The organism is Blautia sp. HCP3S3_G3, from assembly GCF_052063365.1.
GTDB lineage: Bacteria > Bacillota > Clostridia > Lachnospirales > Lachnospiraceae > Blautia_A.
In genome coordinates this window covers 227,690-250,231 of the sequence record NZ_JBQHXR010000001.1, presented here as the reverse complement: position 1 = coordinate 250,231, position 22,542 = coordinate 227,690, and the positions used below count along the sequence as shown (strand labels likewise).

At 42.2% G+C, this 22,542-nt stretch carries 18 protein-coding genes and 1 pseudogene; 2 read left to right on the top strand and 17 right to left on the bottom strand.

Going from position 1 to position 22,542, the window contains the following annotated elements; genetic code table 11:
* Nucleotides 1–150: 150 nt before the first annotated feature.
* From ACTNEW_RS01185 to ACTNEW_RS01165, 5 genes are all read right to left on the bottom strand, one after another.
* On the bottom strand, nt 151–2,094 hold the full coding sequence (locus ACTNEW_RS01185; RefSeq protein WP_441056961.1) for an EAL domain-containing protein: 1,944 nt from the start codon (nt 2,092–2,094) through the stop codon (nt 151–153).
* Nucleotides 2,095–2,272: 178 nt separating this feature from the next.
* Entirely contained in the window at nt 2,273–3,163 is an 891-nt protein-coding gene (locus ACTNEW_RS01180; protein WP_441056960.1) for an aldose 1-epimerase family protein, read from the bottom strand.
* 135 nt (nt 3,164–3,298) lie between these two features.
* Nucleotides 3,299–5,041, bottom strand: a complete 1,743-nt coding sequence (locus ACTNEW_RS01175) for a beta-N-acetylhexosaminidase (protein ID WP_441056958.1) — start codon at nt 5,039–5,041, stop codon at nt 3,299–3,301.
* Between the two features lie 102 nt (nt 5,042–5,143).
* Nucleotides 5,144–5,335 carry a hypothetical protein gene (locus ACTNEW_RS01170; RefSeq protein WP_441056956.1) on the bottom strand — a complete coding sequence of 64 codons (192 nt, stop codon included), beginning with the start codon at nt 5,333–5,335 and terminating at the stop codon, nt 5,144–5,146.
* A 266-nt stretch (nt 5,336–5,601) separates the two neighbouring features.
* Nucleotides 5,602–7,929, bottom strand: coding sequence for an ASKHA domain-containing protein (locus tag ACTNEW_RS01165; protein ID WP_441056954.1), 2,328 nt, complete (start codon nt 7,927–7,929; stop codon nt 5,602–5,604).
* Between the two features lie 418 nt (nt 7,930–8,347).
* On the opposite strand from ACTNEW_RS01165, the gene ACTNEW_RS01160 reads away from it, so the two are divergent.
* Entirely contained in the window at nt 8,348–9,598 is a 1,251-nt protein-coding gene (locus ACTNEW_RS01160) for a PocR ligand-binding domain-containing protein (RefSeq protein WP_441056952.1), read from the top strand.
* 187 nt (nt 9,599–9,785) lie between these two features.
* On the opposite strand, the gene ACTNEW_RS01155 is transcribed toward ACTNEW_RS01160, so the two are convergent.
* The 7 genes from ACTNEW_RS01155 to ACTNEW_RS01125 all read right to left on the bottom strand — a co-directional run bounded on the left by ACTNEW_RS01155 (nt 9,786) and on the right by ACTNEW_RS01125 (nt 15,904).
* On the bottom strand, nt 9,786–10,364 hold the full coding sequence (locus ACTNEW_RS01155; RefSeq protein ID WP_441056950.1) for a DUF5714 domain-containing protein: 579 nt from the start codon (nt 10,362–10,364) through the stop codon (nt 9,786–9,788).
* Between the two features lie 13 nt (nt 10,365–10,377).
* Nucleotides 10,378–11,304, bottom strand: a complete 927-nt coding sequence (locus ACTNEW_RS01150; protein ID WP_441056948.1) for a CobW family GTP-binding protein — start codon at nt 11,302–11,304, stop codon at nt 10,378–10,380.
* 26 nt (nt 11,305–11,330) lie between these two features.
* Complete coding sequence (locus ACTNEW_RS01145; protein WP_441056946.1) at nt 11,331–12,335, bottom strand: uroporphyrinogen decarboxylase family protein; 1,005 nt, start codon at nt 12,333–12,335, stop codon at nt 11,331–11,333.
* A 341-nt stretch (nt 12,336–12,676) separates the two neighbouring features.
* On the bottom strand, nt 12,677–14,038 hold the full coding sequence (locus ACTNEW_RS01140; RefSeq protein ID WP_441056945.1) for a uroporphyrinogen decarboxylase family protein: 1,362 nt from the start codon (nt 14,036–14,038) through the stop codon (nt 12,677–12,679).
* A 264-nt stretch (nt 14,039–14,302) separates the two neighbouring features.
* Nucleotides 14,303–15,124, bottom strand: a complete 822-nt coding sequence (locus tag ACTNEW_RS01135; protein ID WP_441056943.1) for a hypothetical protein — start codon at nt 15,122–15,124, stop codon at nt 14,303–14,305.
* A complete protein-coding gene (locus ACTNEW_RS01130; protein ID WP_441056941.1) occupies nt 15,090–15,728 on the bottom strand; it encodes a uroporphyrinogen decarboxylase family protein in 639 nt (212 codons plus the stop codon). The genes ACTNEW_RS01135 and ACTNEW_RS01130 overlap by 35 nt, the downstream gene beginning before the upstream one ends.
* Entirely contained in the window at nt 15,713–15,904 is a 192-nt protein-coding gene (locus ACTNEW_RS01125) for a hypothetical protein (RefSeq protein WP_441056939.1), read from the bottom strand. The genes ACTNEW_RS01130 and ACTNEW_RS01125 overlap by 16 nt, the downstream gene beginning before the upstream one ends.
* A gap of 75 nt (nt 15,905–15,979) precedes the next feature.
* Between ACTNEW_RS01125 and ACTNEW_RS01120 the strand changes: the two genes are divergently transcribed.
* Nucleotides 15,980–16,423 carry an AraC family transcriptional regulator gene (locus tag ACTNEW_RS01120; protein WP_441056937.1) on the top strand — a complete coding sequence of 148 codons (444 nt, stop codon included), beginning with the start codon at nt 15,980–15,982 and terminating at the stop codon, nt 16,421–16,423.
* Between the two features lie 184 nt (nt 16,424–16,607).
* On the opposite strand, the gene ACTNEW_RS01115 is transcribed toward ACTNEW_RS01120, so the two are convergent.
* The 5 genes and pseudogenes from ACTNEW_RS01115 to ACTNEW_RS01095 form a co-directional block, all read right to left on the bottom strand.
* Nucleotides 16,608–17,555, bottom strand: a complete 948-nt coding sequence (locus ACTNEW_RS01115; RefSeq protein WP_441056935.1) for a hypothetical protein — start codon at nt 17,553–17,555, stop codon at nt 16,608–16,610.
* Between the two features lie 282 nt (nt 17,556–17,837).
* Nucleotides 17,838–18,029: pseudogene (locus ACTNEW_RS01110) on the bottom strand (IS4 family transposase); the annotation flags it as partial.
* Nucleotides 18,019–18,420 (bottom strand): hypothetical protein, encoded by a 402-nt coding sequence (locus ACTNEW_RS01105; protein WP_441056933.1) that lies wholly within the window; start codon nt 18,418–18,420, stop codon nt 18,019–18,021. The pseudogene ACTNEW_RS01110 and the gene ACTNEW_RS01105, both read right to left, overlap by 11 nt.
* Nucleotides 18,421–18,472: 52 nt before the next feature.
* Nucleotides 18,473–19,300, bottom strand: a complete 828-nt coding sequence (locus ACTNEW_RS01100; protein WP_441056931.1) for a DNA/RNA non-specific endonuclease — start codon at nt 19,298–19,300, stop codon at nt 18,473–18,475.
* 25 nt (nt 19,301–19,325) lie between these two features.
* Complete coding sequence (locus ACTNEW_RS01095; RefSeq protein ID WP_441056929.1) at nt 19,326–22,529, bottom strand: AAA domain-containing protein; 3,204 nt, start codon at nt 22,527–22,529, stop codon at nt 19,326–19,328.
* Nucleotides 22,530–22,542: the final 13 nt, after the last annotated feature.

The window sequence follows — 22,542 nt, the reverse complement described above, 5'->3', positions numbered from 1 at the left end:
AGCACTGTATGTATTCGTTTTCCCGGCATATTTCGCTAATATTCTTTGCTAATAGCAACAATTATACACCACAACTTCCGCCAGTGCAAGGAAGGGGCGATGGAATCCAGACTGATTGATCAAAAAAATAGAAGGACTGTCACAGCCCTTCTATTTTTGATCTTCCATAAACTGGAGATATTCCTCTTCCGGCAGTGGTTTTGAATAATAATATCCCTGTATCCGATCCACCTGGAGACGTTTCAGCTCTTCCACCATTTCTTCTGTCTCTGCACCTTCTGCTACAATGCTGTAACGTGCCTTCAGAAACATTTCCACAAGCGAGTGGAATATCTGGCGCTCTTTCGGTGTTCCAAGTGCCTTGTCCGTCAGGGTTTTATCCAGCTTAATTGTATCAAACGGCAGAGAAAGCACACTGGCAAAATTGGAATATCCCATGCCAAAATCATCCAGGTAGAAACGAATGCCCTCCGCAGTCAGGGACTCCATGATTTCTCTGGCTTTGACCGGGTTCTCGGAAATCACTCTTTCTGTGATTTCAATCTTGAGTATCTCATGACTGACACCATATTTGTCCAGAATCCGGTCCAGCTTTTCCTTCATTCCCTCTTCCATAAACTGACGGATGGACATATTGATCGCAATTCCCTTCAGCTTCAGTTCCGGATGGCTTCCCACAAACGCACATACTTTTTCCACAATGATCCAGTTCAGTTCATTGATCATTCCTGTGGATTCCGCAAGTGTAATGAACTCTGACGGAGGAATCGGATTTCCCTCCTTATCTGACATACGCGCAAGCGCTTCCGCCGAGCAGAACAGCCCGTCCTTCCAGCAGTAAATCGGCTGATAATAAACAGAAAAGCTTTTGTTTGCGATGGTTTCCCTCATTTGCTCAATGATGGATTTCTGCCTCTCCATCATCATACGGACTTTTCTGTCAAAAGGAACCCATCCATTCTCTCCCTCTGCTTTTGCAAGGCGCATGGCGTATTCCAGCTGCTCAATGATCCGGGTATTATCAGCTTCCCTGCTCTCCTGACCTGACTCAGCTGTGCCATACAGATAAAGGTCTGAGACAGATACGGAAAGGGTGGCTTTCATATCACCAATCTCCCAGGGTTTGGCAAATCGTTCTCTGATATCATTCACTGTACACAAATACAAGGCATCCTCTTCTTCCCGGCAGATGATGGCGAATTCCAGACTTCCCAGCCGGTAGGCTCTTGCTGCCGGCGAAAGATTGTCCAGATACCGGGCAACTGCGTACAGAAATTCATCACCGTTCTTCTGCCCGAATTCTCTGTTCACACGACCAAATTTATTCAGATACAGCATAATGATATGAAGCCGTTTCTGAGATTCACACAAAACCCCCAGATCCTCCACGAAAACTCCCCGGTTGCCCAGATTGGTAAGATAATCGGTATTATTCCGCCTGCTCTGGAAACTGATAAACAGAATCAGATCCACCATTGCCGCGATCAGTCCGTTCATCATGGTGTCACGGCAAATCAGCTGCCAGATCAGGATTCCGCATACCACATAAGGAATCGAACGCATGGCCTTACGCATGGATCTGCTGGCAATGTCACTGTTCTTCAGGTAACACAAGCCCACCATCACTACTTCAAACATGACCACCAGGTATCCCAGAAGGTTCAGCGGCCCCCGGATGTATCCCTGATCTCCGAATGAGAACAGACAATTGTTAAACAGATTTACCGCTACTGATGCAACCACGATTCCATACAGAGACCAGATGACGATTGTTATTTTTTTTCTGCAAAAATGTTTCGGAAAATGCTCAAAAATCTGATGAGAAAGATAACTGGCAATTACTACCGAATTCAGACTGGCAACCAGATAATTCAAACTGGAAATCAGCATATTCACCCAGACCGGAAATGTTTCATACTCCCGGATGCCATATACGGAAAGAACATCCAGCATGATTGCCAGAAGAGTCACGTACAGGCAGAAACGAAATCTCTGATTTCCGATGTTTGCTGTGCTTCCTTCGTCAAAGCTATATAACAGCAGCAAAACAATGATCAGCGCTGCCACTATTTCCAACATCACTGAGAAATCCATAATTATTCCTCTTTATACTGTCTTTTTATTACACTCTAGCACACATTTCAAAGTAAAGCAATCATGATTTCCGCAAACCGAAATCTTGTTTTCTATATGCGGACATCTTATTTTCACAAAAAGACATCTTATTTTCTATAGACGAGTCTCCTGCTTTCACCAAAAAAACATCTTGCATTTATGCGGAATGAATCGTAATACAAAATGTATTCTGATAGGTTTCTCCCGGCATCAGGCTGTTCAGGTCTTCCTGTCTTTCCAGATCTTCTACAATATTTTTGCGTGACGGAAGGGAAGACCACGGCTCAATACACACATAAGGTGCTTCTGTCCGCGGGCAGTGCCAGAATCCCACATATCTCATATTCTCGTATTTCACGGAAATGGATGCCGGTGATTTTCTGCATTTCAGTGCCACATGTCCTCCGGTCTGCTCCAGAACGATCGCATCCTCATCAAAAAGGTTATGCTTCAGAGAAAGGGCGCCGTCTGCAAGCTCCTGATATTCTTCTTTTCCCAGTACAAAGCAGTCATTGGAAAACTGGACTCTCAGCGGTTTGACATCGTTCCCGAATTCCAGATAATAATCTTCAAATTCCGTCCCGTCCACAAAAGGTACCTGGAATCCCGGATGTCCACCGATGCCGAAATACATTTTTTTGCTATCCTGATTTTCCACTTCATAGATTACTTTCAGATCTGCATCGTTCAGCTGATATCTAACCCTGTATACGAATTCAAATGGATATTCCTGTCTTGTCGTTTCATTGGATTTCAGTTCAAAGCACAATTCCTGTTCCGTTTCTGTACATGTCAGAACGGAATACATCACGAAACCATGGATTTTCATCTCATAGCTCTGGCCCTGATAGGTGTATTTTCCCTCTGTCAGTCTGGCAATATACGGGAAAAGATTCGGGGCGCTGTCTCCCCAGTATCTGTCATCCCCCTGCCAGAGCAGCTCGCGCTGTGCCTTTTTGTCATATACGGACTTGAGTTCTCCGCCTTTTTCGGAAGCGGTAACTCTCAGGTAATCATTCTCAATCGTATGTACGGTATAGCGTTCCATGTTCATCTGTTCCTTTCCGGTTATCTTTTCTGTGTGATTATTACAGTTTTTTTCATTTCACTTAGACAGGTTGTGACTTTTTGGGCAGTATCTTTCTGTCTGGCTGTAACTTTTGGTTTTCAGTATCCTTCTATATCAGGCAATTACATTGGCTGTGACAGTTCTGGACCAGTCATTAAAGTTCATTGGCTTACGGGTAAACTGTTTTCCATTTCCTGCGAGATCCAGCGGCTGTTCTTCCAGTTCTTCAATCACGTCAATTTCTCCGTCATAAAGATGCTGCAGACGCTCCTGGCAGCTTCGGATACGGGTAAGCAGACCGCCGATCCGGATGTCCTGCACGTCAAAGCCATGCGGTTTGTTTTCTGTAAACCATTGGGTTTTATATTTTTTATAGAAAATTTCCAGTTTTTCCACTGCCATCTGGTAATCGCTGATCAGGGATCTTAATGTTTCCTGTACCTGGTTTTCCATGTTCAGGTCTTCTGCATATTTCTGACTTACATTTTCAGCATTTACCGTTTTTGTTCTCTCCTGTTTCCAGCTGGTGTATACTTCCCGGGTCTTTATTCCAAGGCAGGCTTTTATGGAAAGAAACTCGCAAAGCGCCTGACCGGTTTCAAAGAGATAGCCCCATGGCTCTTTCTTTTCTGTCTGTTCCAGTTTTTTCGCACACAAAGCATATTCTTCGTTCTCATCGCCTGTCAGGGTGGAATTCATCAGACCTGTAAAACAGTCATTATAAAACAGATATTTATCCGCATTGCAGATCTGATCTGCTGACACACCTGGCGTTCCAGGGAGGTCAAGAAGCATGAAATCTTCAAAGGAAATTCCGTATTTCTCCATAAATTTTTTCTGAATCTCTTCCCTGTCCGTGTTTCCTTTCGCAATTTCCGATGCATAAAACAGCGCAGGCAGCAATGCAAATTTGGAACATTCTCCGCCGTTGTCTCCCCACAGGGTCATGATCACATTGGTAATCCCATTTTCCCGGCAGCTTTTCAGCGCGGCATCTGCGGCATTCATACTGAACCCGTTATGAGGTGCCATTCCGGTCCAGCTCCACAGACCACCCGCAAACCAGGTATCCTCTTTCAAGTTCTTATGAGCAGCAAGCATACGGTCATAATGTTCTTTTTGTGTGGAATAATAATCCCAGTAAACAAGCTTCACATTATCCGGGATTTCCTCTCTGACACTGTGATTGATTTCTGCTTCGCTGTTGTAATAATCTCCTCCTGCAAGCCGGAAAAACATATCTGACCACATGATAAGCGTAAATCCGTATTTTCTTCCGATATCTGAAACCTTTTTCAAATGCTCCAGCAATATCTCGTAACGGTTATGATCCCCATGCTGATCATAGTATTTCCCCCGACCGATCATATGTGCTTCATCCATTCCGATATTTACGGTACGGCTGGTAAAGCATCTGGAAATCGCTGCAAACATCTGATCGATCAGCTGATATACTGCCTCATCTCCCGCCAGCAGAATATCATCGGTATCCACATGTTCTGCATACGCAGGCCATCTTACGATAGCGTTCAGATGCGCCAGGGTCTGAATACATGGAATCAGTTCCATTCCCCTTTCTGACGCATATTGGTCAATTTCCATCAGTTCTTCCTGGCTGTACCGCCCGCGCATATAGCCAAAATAAGGATTTTCATCCACCTCATAGGTGTCTTCTGTATACAAAAGAAGGGTATTATAGCCCAGATCGCATGTGATATCAATCCATTTTTTGATGCTTTTTACATTCATCACAGCATTTCTGGAACAGTCCAGCATTGTTCCAAAATGCTGGAATCCATAGTTTTGTATCTTCTTGTTTTGTATCTTCTTGTTTTGTGTCATCTTGTTTTGTGTCATCTTATTTTCCCCGGTTATTTTCCAATAAGCGTCCTGAATTCGTCAACTGAACTGGCGGATGCTGCTTTTTTGTTATATGATTTGAGCATATTGATATCTTTTTCATTCCGGATGATTGGTCAGGCTTCTGAGCCACAGATTTTCTTTCTTCGAAAGAAGTCTGGTGACAAGTATCTGAATCGGGAAGAAATCTCCCTTTACATAATAAATTCCCTCGTCTGCCTTTTCAATCTGATATCCCCGCTCCATTCTCAAATGCCGGATTAATTTTACAGGATATCTTCCGGATACCACTGAAAGACTTCCGGTTCCTTTGTTCCATAATCCAATTGCATTCCTCCTTACTATTTTGGGAATAGCAGGAGGATTCTTATCGAAAAGTCCTGCTGACTTATGGGATTAAAGCAAGAATTTTCTAAAAGAAACAGAGCAGATTCTCTGTATGCGATATGATTTTATCTGACATTCGAAGAGATGCTTCATGCACTCTGAATAAGTAGAAATTGTAAGAAATTTTTGCTTTATAAGATTGTATCAGATAAAGCAGATTTTGTAAACGGCTACTCTCCGTCAAACATCATATAATCCATATAAAATTCATTAAATTCTTTATCTGTGGACAAACTCACTTCCTGCGAAATTTCAACCAGATGTTTCAGTTTCTTTTCTCCCTCTGGATCTCTTAAGTATTTTGCAGCTCCGGAAAGAGAACTGTTTCCCACTGCTTCAATCCGGTCACCAAGTTCCGGAGGAAGAAGACCGATGGCAAGCGCTTTTTCTTTATCAAGCTTATAGCCAAATCCGCCTGCCAGATACACTCTGGAAATCTGGTCCTTGCTTATTCCATAGCGAAGAATCAGGGTTTCCGCGCCTGCACGGACCGCTGCCTTTGCAAGCTGTATTTCCCGGACATCTTTTCTGGTAAAGGCGATTGTTCTGCCATCCTCTGTTTCAGCCAGAGGAAAACCATCCTCAAAGTAGTCCTCATCCATCAGCCCCGTCTCGTCCACAAGCTCGTTTCTTACCAGTTCCGTGGCAGTTTCCACCACGCCGGTTCCGCAGATACCGACTGGCGGCTGATTCAAAATGGTCTTTACTGCAGCCTTTTGGTCGTGGATTTCTACGGAACAAATGGCACCTGCCACACTTCCGATTCCCCATGTGATGTTGCCGCCTTCAAAAGCCGGTCCTGCCGCTGTGGATGTCACCAGAATCCGGTCTTTGTTTCCAAGCGCCATTTCTCCATTGGTGCCAAGGTCTACCAGCAGGCAGATTTCTTCGCTGCTGTCAACTCCACAGGCGTATAATCCGGACACAATATCGCCGCCTACATACGTAGAAATTCCCGGAAGCAATTCCACCTCCGCCGTGCATTCTGCATGATTCTGAACGGTCGGATGTCCTGCAGTTCCCAGAATTTCTTCATAACTGCCTTTTGTCAAATCAATATTTACCGGGGTAAACGGATATACCCCCAGCGTATCGCAATCATATCCCATAAGAAGATGTTCCATGGTTGTATTTCCCGCAATGGATATTCTCTCTATTTTTCCCATGGAGATTCCGTTTTCTGCGGTAAGTCTGCGGATTCCCTGTCTCAGAATCTGACGGATACAGTTTTTTAATTCTTCTTTTTTGCCGTCTACAGAGGCTTGAATTCTGGAAATCACATCAGCTCCATAGGCACGCTGTTCATTGATGCATGTTACGGTATGTAATTTTTTCCCACTGTCTTTTCCAAGAAGCTCCATGGCTATGGTTGTGGTACCGATATCCACCGCGATTTCATAGCCGCTTTCCTCCATCTCACTGACGGAAGTATTCTTACAGACAGCGAATTTCCCAGTTTTACCAGAAACAGACGCCTCATCCTCTTCTGTCTTTTCCAAATGTCCATCCCTGCTGTTTGCTGATGAATCCTCTCTTTCCTCCAGAGTATCTCCAAGGATCTCAAATACCGATTCATCGTTCAAGGTAAATGCGATTTTCAGATCTTCTGTGGGATACAATCTGCAGGACAATCTCCACCCTGCATTCAGCTGGTCTTTCGTAAAAGTCTTCTCATCTTCCGGTGTAATCCAGGCATCGCCCTCCAGAACCTGTACACCGCATTTGCCGCACCGGCCTTTTCCTCCGCATGGCGCGCTGAGATAAAAACCTTCCCTGATCAGGGCGTCCATCATAAATTCACCTTCTGCCATCACAATCCGCCGTGTTTCGTTTCCACGGATGACTTCTACTTCTGTCTTCGGAATGTTTCTCATTTTGCAGTGGATATTCGGACATTTTCTGCAGTCATGATGTGCCTGAAATACCGACTCATCTTCTGTCAGAATAAATACCTGACAGGATGTTTTTACCGGGTCAAACATATAGCCGCTGCTGATTCCAATGCCGAATCTTCTCTGTAATTCCAGATGCTCCCAAGCAACTCTCTGCGATTCCATGGATATATCATGAGGTGCCTCCAGACGCTTGAGAATCCCCATTTTATGTTCTGCACAAGATTCCTTCAGCTTTTCCATCATACGTCCTTCCAGGGAAAACAGGAGGTCATCCGCAATGGCATCGCAGAGCATTCCTTTGACATAATCGCCCTCCTGAAAAGCTTTTGTACTGCACTGCTTGATTCCGTCACCGATACTGAGAACTGCATAGATGACAGGTGTTCCGGCTTTATACTGCTTTGTTTCAATCGACTCCGAAAGTGTGCCAAATCCCAGAATCCCCACCGGTTCTGCCAGTTTCAGCATATCCTCACAGATTTCTTCGTATTCGTCAACGACCTCTTCATATACAGGACTGTCTTCATAACAGTCCATTGCTTTCAGTACCGAATCCCTGTCCAGTTTCGGCACAAGGTGATCTATTTCATAAAAATTTTCCATTCTTTTCCTCCTGTATGGTTTCCTCCGCATTTTTTATCTGAGTAGCTGCTGTAAAAGTCTTTCGCAGCAGACCTTCCTGCTTATTATTATATAATTATTTACAAAATCAGTCCGTGTTTTTTTTAGAAAATTTATGTGTTTTTTTGTATATTTCCCAGGATACAGGATAACGGGCGATGTTGTTTGTAATTTTTTCAGTTAAATTGGGAGAATTATATATTTTTCGGATGCTCGTGTGTTTTCAAATTTCAAACACACTCCAGAACTTTCGTTTTCTTTGATTACCATATCTGTTTTACACTCTCCATTTCCCGGTTTTAATTTCATAAAATATATTTGATTTTTTCCATTTTTTGTGTATTATTAATGTATAAATATTATTATTTCGTATTTTTTTTAGAAATAAGGAGATCGTTTTATGGAACCGCTTTTATATTCTATCATCAAGAAACAATCTCTCCACGAGCTTCTGGAGACTTTTTATCAATGTATCGGACTGCCTATTCAGGTTCTGGATGAAAACGGAGAAATCCTGGATCAGTTTGGCGATGCGCACAGCTACTGCAAAATTTTCAAGCGTTTTCTGCCCAAATCTGATTCCTGCACCAAAATGCATTCCAATGCCAGCAAGCTTGCGATGAGTCTCGGAGAAACGTACATTTTTTCCTGCCACTCCAACCTGAATCATATCGTATTTCCGCTGGCGAATAATAATGTTCTTCTGGGCTCCATACTGGCCGGACCCTTTATTATGGATGCACCAGATTCCCTGCTGCTTTCGGACATTTCCAAGAAGTATAATATTCCAACCGTAAGTATTCTGGAAATGTATGAGGAAGCCGGAACGCTCCCCGTTTTTGAACCCCCCAAAGTCACTTATATCAGCCGGATGCTTTATTATATGTGTTCCGGTCTGGTCACTGACAGCAAAAATCAGTTTGTAATGAATCATAATAAGCTTTATCAGCAGTCCAAAATCAATGAATCGATCCAGATGTATAAAGCTTCTACTCACGTCAACAGCAAAAGTTATCCTTACGAAAAAGAAAAGGCGCTGATCACCAAGCTGAAAACCGGAGATACCGAAAAGTCCAAAGCGCTTCTGAATGATCTTCTCGGATATGTTTTTTTTGCAGAGGGCAACAATCTGGAAGTCGTAAAATCCCGGGCGATGGAGCTTTCCTCGCTCCTTTCCCGCGCCGCTATCGAGGGCGGTGCCACAAGTGACAGTATCCTGAGAATCAACAATCAGTTCCTCATGGAACTTCAGAACATCAGGACTCTGGATGATCTGTGCTACAAGCTTCAGGAAACCATCGACGTTTTTACGGAAAGCATGTTTAATTACATTCCAAGCAAAAGCAACGAGATCACCAAAAAGGCCATCCGTTATATTTCCAAGAATTTTACGCATAATCTGTCTTTGGAGGAGGTTGCCAACCATGTGCACCTGAATCCGGCGTATTTTTCCACACTGTTCAAGCAGTCCACCGGTTCTACCTTTAAAGAATATCTGAACATGGTCCGCGTAGAAGAAAGCAAGCGTCTTCTTGCCAATACCGATCATTCCATCATTGATATTGCTCTTGCAACAGGGTTCGAAGATCAAAGTTATTTCTCTAAAGTATTTAAGAAATATACGGGGCTTACGCCGAAGCAGTACCGGTAAATGATTCCATCCATTCCCTTTTACCAGAACGTGTTTGAAAGTTGCTTTCCAACAAATGCAGATGGCAGGAATGAAACATCCTGCCATTCATGTACCGTTTTTTATTTTACTGATACTGTTCTTAAAATCCAAAGTCTTTTTCCAGTTGCTCAGACACTGTTTTCCCTCTGTGTCCATGAACTGTAGATTATTCCAACGATTCTCCAGGATAAAAAGGACATTTCTCCTTTTTGCATTCTTTATTATTTGGATAATAGTGACAGAGGATTTTTTCCGGTCTTTCCAGAGTCAGTCCGAGGCGTTCTTTTATGATTTTCACTGCCTCATCAAATGCCAGAAACGCATTTCGTTTACAGCAGCGTGGTCCTTCCACAGATGCAATTTTCAGAAGAGACCGTCCGGTTGCTTCGTTTACCCACTGCCAGGTCACATCCGATAATGGGCTTGTTTTTGTATAAATGCTCAGGAAAATACCCACACCTACGCCAGCCCCGCAGTTCCCGTAATTGCCGCAGAAACCGCCCAGAACCTTTTTGGAACGCTTGTCTGCTTCTGCGAGCATCTTCTCCAGTTCCTCTTCTGTTTTGCCTTCTTTACAGGCACATGCAGTCAGAAGCACTGCCGGAACCAGCAGATGATGGGGAGGACAGTGCATGGGAAGTCCCTCCAGATCCATGCACGCCATTGCCATCTCCCAGATATTTTTCTCTTCTTTTTCCCGGAAAAATGAAAGACATTTTTCACGGATTGCTGCATAATAATCCATTTTCTGTCACCTCTTATTTCGCCGTTTCAAAGTTTATGATCTTATCCGGATACCATTTTATAGCTTCTTTGATACTTTTCGCAGCCGGCAGTCCATTTCCCGCGAGGACTACGATTTCATTCAGAGCTGGCACTTCTTTTTCGTAGGGGGTCAGTTTGAACAGATTTCCCACACAATCCAGGAACCAGTTTTTTTCTTCCAGATATACAAAACCTTTGACACGGTAAGTATCTTCCAGAAACATTTCCACAAATTTTCCCAGTTCATATACCGTAAAAGTGTCTGCAATTTTCAGGATATAACTTCTCAAAGTAATATCTCTTGTCTGCATTTCCGGTTTTTCTGCCAGCAGTACAGGCTGTTTCATCTTTTCCAGCCACTCATCGCAGATTTCCCCGTAGCTGGTCTCAAAAATCGGGATATCCGGCCGATGTTCCTGCACCGTTTTTCGTACAAAATCCAGTTCTTCTTCTGTCGCCAAATCTGTTTTATTGATCAGAATAATGTCGCTGATACTGATCTGTTTTTTGACAACTGTGGCAGTTTTATAAACCTTATGAAATCTTCCGGCATCCAGAAGACAAATGCTGCCCATATACTCCAGTCCCGGGAATTTTTCTTCCTGTGCCATGATTTTGCGCACGTTGGTGGGATTGGACAATCCGGAAGCTTCAATGATGATGACATCCGGTTTTCCAAGAAGTGCCTTTTGCAGCACTTCTTCAAATTTATCCAGTCTGCAGGAACAGAAAATAGAGCCATTATTGATTTCATCCAGAACAGTTCCAAGCTCCTTCAGAAGCTGTCCGTCAATGCCTTCTTTCCCGTATTCATTTACAATTATATGCATCCGTTTTCCCTCAAAAAGGCGGATGAAATTTTTAAGAAATGTCGTTTTTCCGGCTCCGAGAAAGCCAGTAATCAGATATAATTCTGACATCTTCTTCTCTTCCTCCAGCTTCTTTTTTAGCGATAGAACTGCTCTGCTGTGCGGAAAAATGCCTCTAGATTTTCCATGGAAGTCTGAGGCGGAATATCACATCCGCTGGCCAGTACAAAGTTCGGATATTTGCTGCATTTTTCCAGCAGTGCCCTGGTTTCCTGCTCGATCAGTTCCGGAGTTCCATTTCTGATAACACCTGCCGGATCAATATTTCCTATAATCAGACGGTCAGACGGAAGTGTTTTTAACGCATCCTCCAGATCAATTGCGTTTCCAAAGCTGTATGCGTGTACATTCAGTTCTTCCAGTTCTTTCATCAGCGGTGTGACGGTGCCGCAGTTATGATACAAAAACAGGAAGTTCTCATCTTCCACTGCTTCCTGGACACGCTTTACGTATGGATTGGAAAATTCTCTGATCAGTGTCGGTGACAGAAGTCCTGCGGCAGGCTCTGCCATCGCAATGCCATTTGCTCCTGCTGCCTTGAAAGCTTTTGCATATGCTATCAAAAACTGGGTTGCTTTTTCCAGTACGGTTTCTACCAGTTCCGGTTCTTCGTAGCATAAAATCATGATTTCTGTCATATCCAGAAGACGGCCGGCAAGGGAATACGGACCGATAATTCCTGCCAGTACCGGACGGTCTGTAATTTTTTCACTGGCCTCCCTGATTCCCTGAACGCACTCTCCTGTTCGCCCTGCACCTACCTCCGGAATCTGAAGAGCTTCCGCTTCTTCTTCATCATGAATCAAAGCGCCATGCAGAGTCGGAATGTCGTCTTTGCTGTAAATAATCGGGCTTCCGAATGCTTCTGCTTCTACCGAAAGATCCATCAGACTGAAAGCTGCTCCTGTATCAAATTTGTTGGCAATTGCCTCCATGCAGAGTGCCTGATTGTGCCCGCTTCTTACCAGTTCTTCCACATTTTTTCCGATCAGCTGTGTTCCCGGAAAAGAGAGGATCGGTAATGGTTTATGGTTTTTGCCCTGAAGATATTCGTTCATCCATTCATTCATATTTCGTTTCATTGACTGTTTCTTCCTTTCTGTTTTGGTGAGTTTATGATTATATTTTCATTGTTTCTTAAGAAAAACGAAGTTTCCTTCTGTAATACCGGAGGTCTTTTTTGTATCATAGGAAAAATGCAAAGCACTTTCCTATGATACAAAAAATGCTCCCTATAAGGTCATATCGCTTTTATTAGACTTTGTCTAATAGAATAAAACCATTATAGGAAGCATCCAATATTTTTTCTATGATTTTTTATTTATTATTTGTACTTTTTTTGTCATCTGTAAAAACATTACATAAAATCATTTCTGAACAGGCGTCGCCGGATGACTTTCTTAGAGCGTGGTCGAAAAATGCTTTACAGTACTTCGTTAATCGCAGCTTCCAGCTCTTCTTTGGCAGGCACAATTGAACTGAATTTCAATTTGCCGTTAATATAAATCGACGGGAGATTTTTTACGCCCATTTTTTTGCATCTTGCAATGTTTTCTTTCACGGTAAATTTATACTCTACCATATCAATTTTATCCCCATAGGCTGCCTTTGCTTCATTGGCTGCGCCCATCATATAGGTACATGCTGCACAGGTGGCAGAATCCAGTGTAAAGACTTCCACAAATGGCTTCTCAAGATGTTCATAATCCGGCAGTTCTACCTCAATATCTTCATCCACAGCTACATAATTTTTCACCATTTCTCTTACTTCATCCGACTGCGTGACTGCCTGAACCGCACCGATCGTATTCTCAACAGGAACTGCGTAAGGCATATCACATCCCGGAGAAAGAATGAAGTTTCTCTTATCTTCCATGCTGTCCAGAAGATCAATGACATACTTCATATTATCCTGCTGTGTTCCGTGCAGCATGACAGTAGTAAGCGGTATATTTCCTCCGATACATACATTATATTTATCTGTAATTTTCTTTGCTGCAAGCAGATTCACATTTTCATCCACAGATATTCCATCCGGTTTTGTCTGGCACATGACTTCAATATTTCGGGTCGCATCACCGCATACAAAGAATGAAGAATATGCACCTTTTTCACGGATATGTGCAAACAGTTCCGTAAACGGTTTCATCATAAATTCTTCAAAATGATTGGAGGAAATCTGGGAAATCAGAGGGTCAACCACTGCAATCACATCCATACCCGCTTCAATGTAATAGTCTGCCATATGCATTGCAACCTTACAGCAATAATCCAGAAAATCTTCCACTGCTTCCGGATCATCAAACATATCCATGAAGATATTGTTGCCGCGGAGATGGGCGGAAAGAGTGAACGGACCGCAGATCAGACCATACAATGCAGTTTCGTCACCAACAGATTCTTTCACTCTCCTCATGACATCCAGAATCATTGGGATACGTCCATCTTCTTTTGTCGGAATGGTGCATTCACAGGGTGTTACCAGATCTTCGTCGTCTTCCATCGGATGAGCGGATACAGATGGCGGAGCATCGTCGGCCCAGGTGAGTTCGCATCCCAGACATTCTGCCTCCACCTGCAGGTCAAAGATAATGGGCATTCCGGATGGTTTGTACATTTTATGTACTTCCATCAGTGCATTGTACAGATGATCTCCGTTGGAAAGAATTTCTCTCGCATTGCAGCCGATCAGCTGTCCTGCATGTACTCCTGCAAAAGGAACCCATGCGACCTGAGGGGTTTCTTCATGTCTTAATGTTGCTAAAATAAGTTCTTTTGGTGTCATTTTTTATGTCCTTTCTTTTGGAATTCTTTTTGTAATTATTCTCGATTTAACGGATAATTCTATTATAAATTTTATTTTATAATCGTCAATAGTATCCGACAAGATGACAAATTCCGTTCTAAAATTCAATAAATACTTCCAAAAGCAGGAATCCTTAGACAAGGTCTAATAAGATTCCACCGGGCTTTATCTGGATTTTTGTATTTATTTTGGGTGACTTTAATTTTTTTAGGAACAACCGCAAACGAATCCACAAAGATTCCTTTATCTTCTTTCCCTGCCTTGCGCAGACAGATTACATTCGTAAATTCCTGTTTTCGTTTCTGGTCCGGCATATCCGATTTCGCAGATTCCAAGAATTTCTCCCTCTGCATCATTCTCCCTGATTTCGATTACTGAAGCCTTTCCTGGCATCTGTGCGCTTCCGCAAAACTGAATTTTTGTATTCTTTTCTACATTCGCTATATTCGGAAAACTAAGGTTTTCCCCTTTCTTCAGTTCCACTGCAAAACTTCTGTCAGCAAGCTCTTTTTTGCATTCGCGGGATGCAGAAAAGTACCATTCTGCTTTAATTTTATCCCATGCCGCATCATACTGTCCGCATCCATATTCCATGATTTTCTGATCAATGACAATCCCTCCGCCTGCACGATAATGACAGGGTGCCAGATAGGAAGCTCTCAGATACCGGTTGGGATTATCCATGCCGCCGGAAGCAAAATATGTCTGATTATGATAGGTAAAAAAGCTTCCATGATCAATGTTGCATCCAGTATTTCCCACATAATGATAAGGGCCGTAAACGCTGTCAGAGATGGCATAAAACGAAGAGTGTGTCAGGTAATATCTGCCTCCGTATTTATGAATGGAAGGTTTGTCTTCCGGGCAGGGATTCCCCCTGTATTCGATTGGTCTCAAAGGCTCTGCCAGACTTACCATATCGTCATTCAGACGTGCAATAAAATAGCAGTTACAAGGTGCCGGAAGTCTGCATTCCCCGACGATCAGGTACGCACTGCCGTCATCATCCTGAAAAACATGTATATGAGGGTCACAGACTCCCTGTCTGAAAATAATCGGATTCATTTTCGTTTTCCTCCATCACGTCTATTCTTGTTTCCAGAGCAGCATGGTACAAGGCATCCAGGCTGTGTATTTTCCAGTCTGTCGTAGAACCGTTTCCCATAGTCAGCATGAAACGTCCTTCCGGTCTCTCATAAGCCTGTTTCAAAAAACGTACTTCCTTCTGTACATCCTCATCACTTCCGAAAGGAATGGTATTCTGTACATCAAATCCGGCAAGGATACAGATTTTATCTCTATATTTTTCAGAAATCTGCCGTTCATCCATGGTGTATTTCTGTATGGGGTGAATCACATCCAGCCCGATCTTGATAAGATCCGGCAGAAACAGTTCAATGTTTCCACAGCTGTGAAGCCAGAAATGCGTTCCCAGTTCATGGGCTTTATCAATGATTTCTTTGTAATAAGGTTTAAAAAATTCCCGGAAAATATCCAGGGAAAAGAACGGCCCCTTCTGTGTTCCAATATCATCCGAAACAAAGAATCCGTCAACTCCCAGTTCGTCCTTTGCCCGCTCCATTGCCCGCATATAAAAATCTGTCAGATAGCGAAATAATTTATGTATTTCTTCCGGATAAAGATAAAAATCCGTCAGTGCATTTTCCATTCCCCGAAGTGACCATAGCCGCTCAAACAGGCAATACAACCAGCGGCCAAGAAGATATTTGGATCATTCTCAAACACATTGTCATAGATCCAGATATCCATCAGCAGAGGGACTCTTTCTGCCGCGCCTTTCCCCTCAATAACACGGATGATGTCTTCTCTTTTCAGTCCTTCCATGCATTTTTTCTCCTTTATTTATATTGTTGACATCTTATAATACACATTCAGGCGAAAAAAACAGAATTACAGACCATGCTTCACAATGCGTTTCAATGTGCCCATTCAGGTGAAACTCCGCAGCTGACAGCTTCCTACCTGCAATTGTTCCTTCATCTGTTGATTTCCCATTCGCAGAAAGAACATTCTGCTGTATCCTCTGATATAGCGGTCACTCTGCAGTATATTCAGGAACACATTGCCAGCGAATTTTCCCTGGAGGAACTGGCTGCTCTTGTGAATCTTTCCTGCTCTCAATACAAGCAGAAATTCAAAAAACAAATGGGAATTTCTCCAAGACGATTTATCAACCAGCAAAAAATAGAGGCAGCCAAACCCCGGCTCCTGAACAGAATGTCCGTTACTGATATCGCCATGCAGCTGGGATTTAACAGCAGCACCTACTTTTCTACCGTGTTTAAACAATATACGATGTATTCACCCAGAGAGTATCTGGTACATCGGAAAACAAATATCTGATCAGATGTATCCGTTGTTTCAGTTTCGATGTACTGAAATCTGCCAAAAGGATTCGGATACTTAAAGAACCGTTATAAAAAGGCACTTACGTCTTCTTATAACGGTTCTGATATTTTCATACAAATAATCATTAGAATTCAGGATTTCCTTTTTGATACAGATATCTGCTGCCTGTTCCACATGCTTATTTAAAATTCAGAATCTCCTGCACTCTTTCAAAAGGCAGATTCATAGCTTCCGCTATCTCTTTTTCTGTCTTTCCCTGAAGCTTCAGCTGGAATACTGCTGCACGCTGATTGGCTTCTTTTGCCTGTTGACTTGCTTCCTTTGCCTGTTGACTTGCCTGATCTGCCCTTTGTTTTTCCCTCAGAGTATTCTCCTGTTCTTCCTTACGCCCCTGCTCCAGGCCTTCCTGGTAGCTGATTTCTTTTTCGTTTGAGATATGCAGATTCTCATCATATTCTTCCAAGATCATATCCGTCACCTCCGCTTTGTTTCCAAGCAGGATGTCTGTCAGAATCCCCTTTTTGATACAACTGTCTACTGCCTGTTCCACAGCTTCTTTTAATGCCATTTTCTTCTTCTGGTTCATTCGGATCTCCTCTATGAAGAGAGAATACTGATAAAGTTTCGGGCATTTTTTCATAATCCCGCTGTTGTGTCCGGCATTGACATTGATCATATGGGCTGCAAACTGTGCACTGGATTTTTCCGCTGCATCCGTTCCAGGCATGCTGTCTGTAAGAAACAGTGTGGATTCATCCGGCATTTTCCTTGTTCCATTGTAAAATACATAATACTTCGGCAAAGGAAGCGGGATCCGTTTACTGGAATAAATATCCAGCTTATTCAATGCCACATATTTCTGATATGCGGAACTCATATAGAAAAATCCACGCAGCGGCATGTTTGGATTATATGTACTCTGGTGCTCATAAACATTCAGAGTCATATCAATGAGGAAGGAAAGGTCGTTTCTCATTCCCATGTACACAAAACTATCCATTGTGTAGATCTCAAGTTCCTCCGGAGCTGTATAATCACTTCCATTCAGTGCATTATACAGAGAAAGCAGATCCTCTTTCTTTTCAAAAATTTTGCGGAACAGCCGGTCCTTGTGCTTCTTGTTCATTCTGATCTCATCCTGCATAGGCATTAATTCCTTTTGCAGCCATCAAGTTTCCAGTCATCCAAATACTTAATGATTGCATCCTTTCTTTTATTATAGTCGATTTGCCATCGTTGATGCAATCAGTATAAAAAATGTCATGCAAAATTTTTGTCGAAATGTGGTGGAGATTTATGAAATCTTTCTAAAGAATATCGTTCGTTATAATAAATGACTAAGACTTCCCATACCTAAAATGGGCTTCGCACCTTGAAAATTCAATACTTCAGCTAACAAAATAGCGATTTATGCCACCACAGCCTCTGGATGGAGTGCATTACGCAGATATTTCGGTAGTCTTGCTTCGAAATCAGCAGTAAAAGCTGTCAATTGCTCATCGCTGAGCTTTAAGATTTCCTGAAAGCTTGCCATTAAGGCATCCATCAGGATGCCAAGTGATCTGCTAAAAGTAATGTCTGCCATTTCATCAACAAGGAAGATTGTCTTCACCTCCATCAATTTCGTAACCTTGCAACAGGGAAATCGCAGTCCTTATCTGGTCTTCAATATTGGCTTTGCCTCTTCCAAGACGGGTTGCTGCTTTATCAGCATATGAGTTTATTTTGCTATCAAATGCTCCAAAGTCTGCAGTACTCATTGAAGAAGAGCTTACAGATGCAATCTGACAGACAGCTGTTGTAAATCCAGCTCCTATTAACATTGATAGATGATCCGTTTGCAACGCAGCACTTAGCCACGGCTCTATAATTTTTTTGAGATTTTCTCTGGCTCGGAAATCATCTTCTTCTGATTGACTCTCAAAAAATTCTTCTGATGCACCGACTTTGATATAATTCTTTCCTCTGATATCTGCAATTTGATATTTCATTATGCACAACCCCCTTTTTCTTTCTTTTACATGTCTCTGGTCCAAAACACTATTAGTCCATTTTCACCCAACTGTCTCCAGTTCTATAATCAATTTCTATTCCAGGCTGATAGTTATAAACAAACACATGAAAACAAACGCCAGCTCCATTATCTTCGATAGAATATGCTTCCATTTCAACGCCTCTGGCAACGAGTTCCGTCCCTTTGAAATAAGGAGTTACTCGATAAAGAACATGATTGTTCGACTTATCAAGATAGCGCATTACTTGCTCTTCAAACGGCAGCATTGAGGTAACGTTAAAATACCGGGTTCCGGTGATTAAGTTCTGTTCATTCGCATTCTGGCCGGTTAAAGCATATGCAATCAAGTGGCATCGATTAAACAGATATGGAGGTTTTGAATCAACATATCCTTCATATTTTGCCTGATTCCAACCAGATGGTTTAATCATACCTATGGAGCCTCGTTCCTCTGTAGGTCTCATAGAGGCATCGATATTGGCATATACAACCCCGCACCTGCCCAGAAAATCAAGTGAGGAATAGTATTCTCCACTAATTAGCTCATAATCATCCACCGAGAATCCTGGTTGGTTATCATTTAACTCAACATAATCAAATCCATTGAATTCAGGAATCAACTCTGGATTAGATTGGACAATGCTTTGTGATATCTCTTTTCTTACTGTCTGTTCTGAAACTGTATTTACGTTAGACAATACAAAATAAAGGCCAGCTATAATCGTTATTACGATTAGCAGAGATAGAGTAATGATTCCCCAATGGCGCTTCTTCGGTGACTCAATCTCATAATAAAGGGGTTCATCTACGGGTTTGGAGCGGTCTTTGTATTTTTCTATTCTTGTATAGACTTTCACAATTTCCTCCTCCAAATCCATAGTTTTAAATTTCATCTGGTTTAATAAAATGACCGTTATCACATTTTACATATATTCCATAGCTTCCAAGGCATGCCCTTAATCCGCTATTGCACTTAGGACATCGAATGTAATTCTTACTGATGTACCAATTTGTAAAGTCCGGAGTTAAATACTCCATATTTGCACAAGAAGGACACTTCAGAAACACTTTCCCAGCACGACTACGCAATAACTTCATAGCGGCTTTGCACTTCGGACATTTAGAATACTCTTCAGCAAATTTACTTAATCCTGCAGCTTCTTTGCCATCAGAATCTTCACCGGTGTTCGTAGTATCCTTTGATGTTTTTTCGAGCAGAGGCTTTCGCTGATGTTCTACGGTTCGGTACTCCAAATCACTCAAAGATTTCAAAAGCTCAACCGTATGTTCCCCGGTTATTCTGAAGATGGTTTTGCATACTGTAGAATACCCCCAGTTTCCATCTTTGAACATTAATCGTGCATCTGGCACACCATACCAAATAACACTATCATCGATAAGTATTACTGGAAATACAGCATCATCTGTACCCCAACACATGGTTTTCCATGCAGTTGGAAGAGACTGATAGTCGTTAGATTTCATTAATACCCGAATCCCATTACCAGCTTCTTGTTGCAGCCATGCCAAAAGTGTTTTCTCAGATCCAGGATCCAGCTGTCCATCCGGAATCGATACGATAATTCTATTTTTTGCCTTGCCCAGATCCTTTTTCAAAAGATCTGAACAGTCTTCAAAGGAAGAGAAATAACGAATGTTCTTTCCAGTATTCAAGCCAGATAGATAATTCTGTAGCTGCTTTTCCTTTACAGAAAGCACATTCTCATTATCCAGCAGATGCTTAACCAAACGATAAAAGATATGAGATGTGTTCTCGAATTTCCTCAACCAGAAGCGACTATTTGCAACAGTAATCAGTTTTCCTCTTGCTCTGGTAACGGCAACGTTGATTAGTCTAGTGACGGAACCATTATCATTTTTCGACATCAGCCAACCGGGTTTTGATGATGGATAGCTCTCCACAGCATCAAAAATTATAAGATTTCTTTCTGAACCCTGAAACTGATGAACAGTAGAACACACCACATTGGTTTGCTTTGTTCTGCGATAATCCTGAATCATTGCCCGGATAATACGAGTCTGTGCGGCATATGGGGTAATGATTCCAATGCTATCTTCACCATCTTCTTCAGCCGCAAGAGCTGTTGCAAAAGAGACAATAGCACTAACAATATTGAACCTGGAGTTATCACTGTTCTTACTTGCAGCACAGAAAGTACCAGATAAATCAATTAGATTCATCGCATGTCCACCCAAAGGTTTTTTGTCTACCACGGAACGGCGATTTGAATGAACGGACTCATGATCTTTGAGAAGCCGATTGTAGACATATCTATTCGGGAAGGCGGAAATACGTGGATGCATACGTCGCTGCTCATTAAGCATTACAAGCCATGGGTGGCTAAAGATTGTATTATCTCCAGTTGAGATGTGCAGATATGAAAAGATATCTGTATCAAGCACTTTATGTGCTTCAGATTGCGCAATTGGTGAAAGCTGCCGGAAGTCTCCTACCGCGATGAAGTGTGATTTTGCATATGCAGCTGCAGATAATAGCTGAGGAACGTATGCCATACTCACTTCATCAAACATTACAATATCGTACTTTTTATTTTCAAAGAGCGTATCAATATTTACTTTTGAAATGGTGGTGGCAACAAACTGCGCACGTTCTACATATAGTCTTTCTGCATCCCTAACTTGAGCCCGCAGTTTTTTTAGCTCCTTTTCAATTTGAACACGCTTATCGTTATATGGAGAGCCAATGCTCTTTAATTTATCCTTTTCGAGAAGCAATCGTTCCATCTGGCTCTTAAGCGCAGGATTTTTACCTAATGCATAATTAAAGGCAACTGCATAAGGATCCTTCGCCAATTTCTCCTCACGCACGTATCCATATCGCAACACCCTTCCGGATTTCAAATATTCCTGCATCCCTCGACTCGTAAGCATAGAAGATACCTGATTAACAACTCCGTCTACAGAAATATTACTATGAGATACTACAAGAACCGATTTCCCTTTTTGAAGGAACTCAATTGCGATTTCAGACATGGTATATGTTTTACCAGTACCTGGAGGGCCCCAAATTATGGTGATATCTTCTTCAAGCGCCCTTTGTTTCGCGATTTTCTGTCCCTGAGGGATCTGAGTATAAGAGCCCTTTCCAGCAATAGTCGGACCTTCTTCAAGAAGTTTGATGGCAATTCTATCCAGTTTTGATAATGCACTTATTTTTTTATGGAGTGCCTCTAACAGTTTCCAGGGTTCAACGCTTATATATGCGGAACTCACTTTACTGCCAAGGTCTTTATCAATAACAACAATTATTTGAAAGCCTTCACATACAAGAACAGTTCCTTCAGAAGTCGCCCCACCCGTAGTCACTGTAATTGGGGCATCATCAGATAGATTTAATTCTGCCTCTAATTCAAAATGATACGAGTACATGGTTCCTACATGACTAATAAACGCGCCATTCGAAACCTTGTACTTTCTGCCACCATTATTTTTTAAAAACATCATTTCGCGAAGGATTGCTCTTTTGTACTCTTCCAATGTAGGAGTGGTAAAAGAGGATTCCTGATGCCCCGCTGAATCTTGATGTTTCGCACTACCTGTGTTTTCTATTTTCTCTGTTTCAACAGCATTCTGCAGCATGAAAGCATTAAAAACATCTATAAATCGCTGTTCATCCACTGGTGTCATCGGATTCCATAACGCATACTCTAGCATCAGTTTACGAGACGGATCACTCTTATAGCATATTTCATACTTTTTTCCGGTTTGGTCACATAACGTCAATTGTAAAGTTGCTTCTCTCCACATGGGAGCTTGTCCGTCGAAAGTGATGTTTACTGTAACTTGCTTTTGAGTGGCTCCTGCAGCAAAAAACACATCTTTAGGCTTGGACTGATATGATCTTCCTAATTTATCTGCAATACGGCATTGATCAACAATCATAGCAATATTATTGCCCGTTTGCTTTTTTACAGAAAATTTCACCTGAATTGTATCGTGAATTTGGCTTATTACAGGAATGATTACGGAGAAACCGAATTCACGGTATGATCTTGTTTTTTCTCCAGCCTTTAAGCCAATCGCCTTATCGATTTGTTCCGCCATTCCAATACCCTTC

Excerpts from the sequence above, each read along its gene's own strand:
- ACTNEW_RS01140 (WP_441056945.1), bottom strand. The coding sequence starts at position 14,038 with ATGACACCAAAAGAACTTATTTTAGCAACATTAAGACATGAAGAAACC.
- ACTNEW_RS01120 (WP_441056937.1), top strand. The coding sequence starts at position 15,980 with ATGCTTCACAATGCGTTTCAATGTGCCCATTCAGGTGAAACTCCGCAG.
- ACTNEW_RS01105 (WP_441056933.1), bottom strand. The coding sequence starts at position 18,420 with ATGAAATATCAAATTGCAGATATCAGAGGAAAGAATTATATCAAAGTC.
- ACTNEW_RS01185 (WP_441056961.1), bottom strand. The coding sequence starts at position 2,094 with ATGGATTTCTCAGTGATGTTGGAAATAGTGGCAGCGCTGATCATTGTT.
- ACTNEW_RS01150 (WP_441056948.1), bottom strand. The coding sequence starts at position 11,304 with ATGTCAGAATTATATCTGATTACTGGCTTTCTCGGAGCCGGAAAAACG.
- ACTNEW_RS01130 (WP_441056941.1), bottom strand. The coding sequence starts at position 15,728 with ATGGAAAATGCACTGACGGATTTTTATCTTTATCCGGAAGAAATACAT.
- ACTNEW_RS01115 (WP_441056935.1), bottom strand. The coding sequence starts at position 17,555 with ATGAACAAGAAGCACAAGGACCGGCTGTTCCGCAAAATTTTTGAAAAG.
- ACTNEW_RS01135 (WP_441056943.1), bottom strand. The coding sequence starts at position 15,124 with ATGAATCCGATTATTTTCAGACAGGGAGTCTGTGACCCTCATATACAT.
- ACTNEW_RS01155 (WP_441056950.1), bottom strand. The coding sequence starts at position 10,364 with ATGGATTATTATGCAGCAATCCGTGAAAAATGTCTTTCATTTTTCCGG.
- ACTNEW_RS01095 (WP_441056929.1), bottom strand. The coding sequence starts at position 22,529 with ATGGCGGAACAAATCGATAAGGCGATTGGCTTAAAGGCTGGAGAAAAA.
- ACTNEW_RS01160 (WP_441056952.1), top strand. The coding sequence starts at position 8,348 with ATGGAACCGCTTTTATATTCTATCATCAAGAAACAATCTCTCCACGAG.
- ACTNEW_RS01175 (WP_441056958.1), bottom strand. The coding sequence starts at position 5,041 with ATGACACAAAACAAGATGACACAAAACAAGAAGATACAAAACAAGAAG.
- ACTNEW_RS01125 (WP_441056939.1), bottom strand. The coding sequence starts at position 15,904 with ATGGAAGGACTGAAAAGAGAAGACATCATCCGTGTTATTGAGGGGAAA.
- ACTNEW_RS01180 (WP_441056960.1), bottom strand. The coding sequence starts at position 3,163 with ATGGAACGCTATACCGTACATACGATTGAGAATGATTACCTGAGAGTT.
- ACTNEW_RS01145 (WP_441056946.1), bottom strand. The coding sequence starts at position 12,335 with ATGAAACGAAATATGAATGAATGGATGAACGAATATCTTCAGGGCAAA.
- ACTNEW_RS01165 (WP_441056954.1), bottom strand. The coding sequence starts at position 7,929 with ATGGAAAATTTTTATGAAATAGATCACCTTGTGCCGAAACTGGACAGG.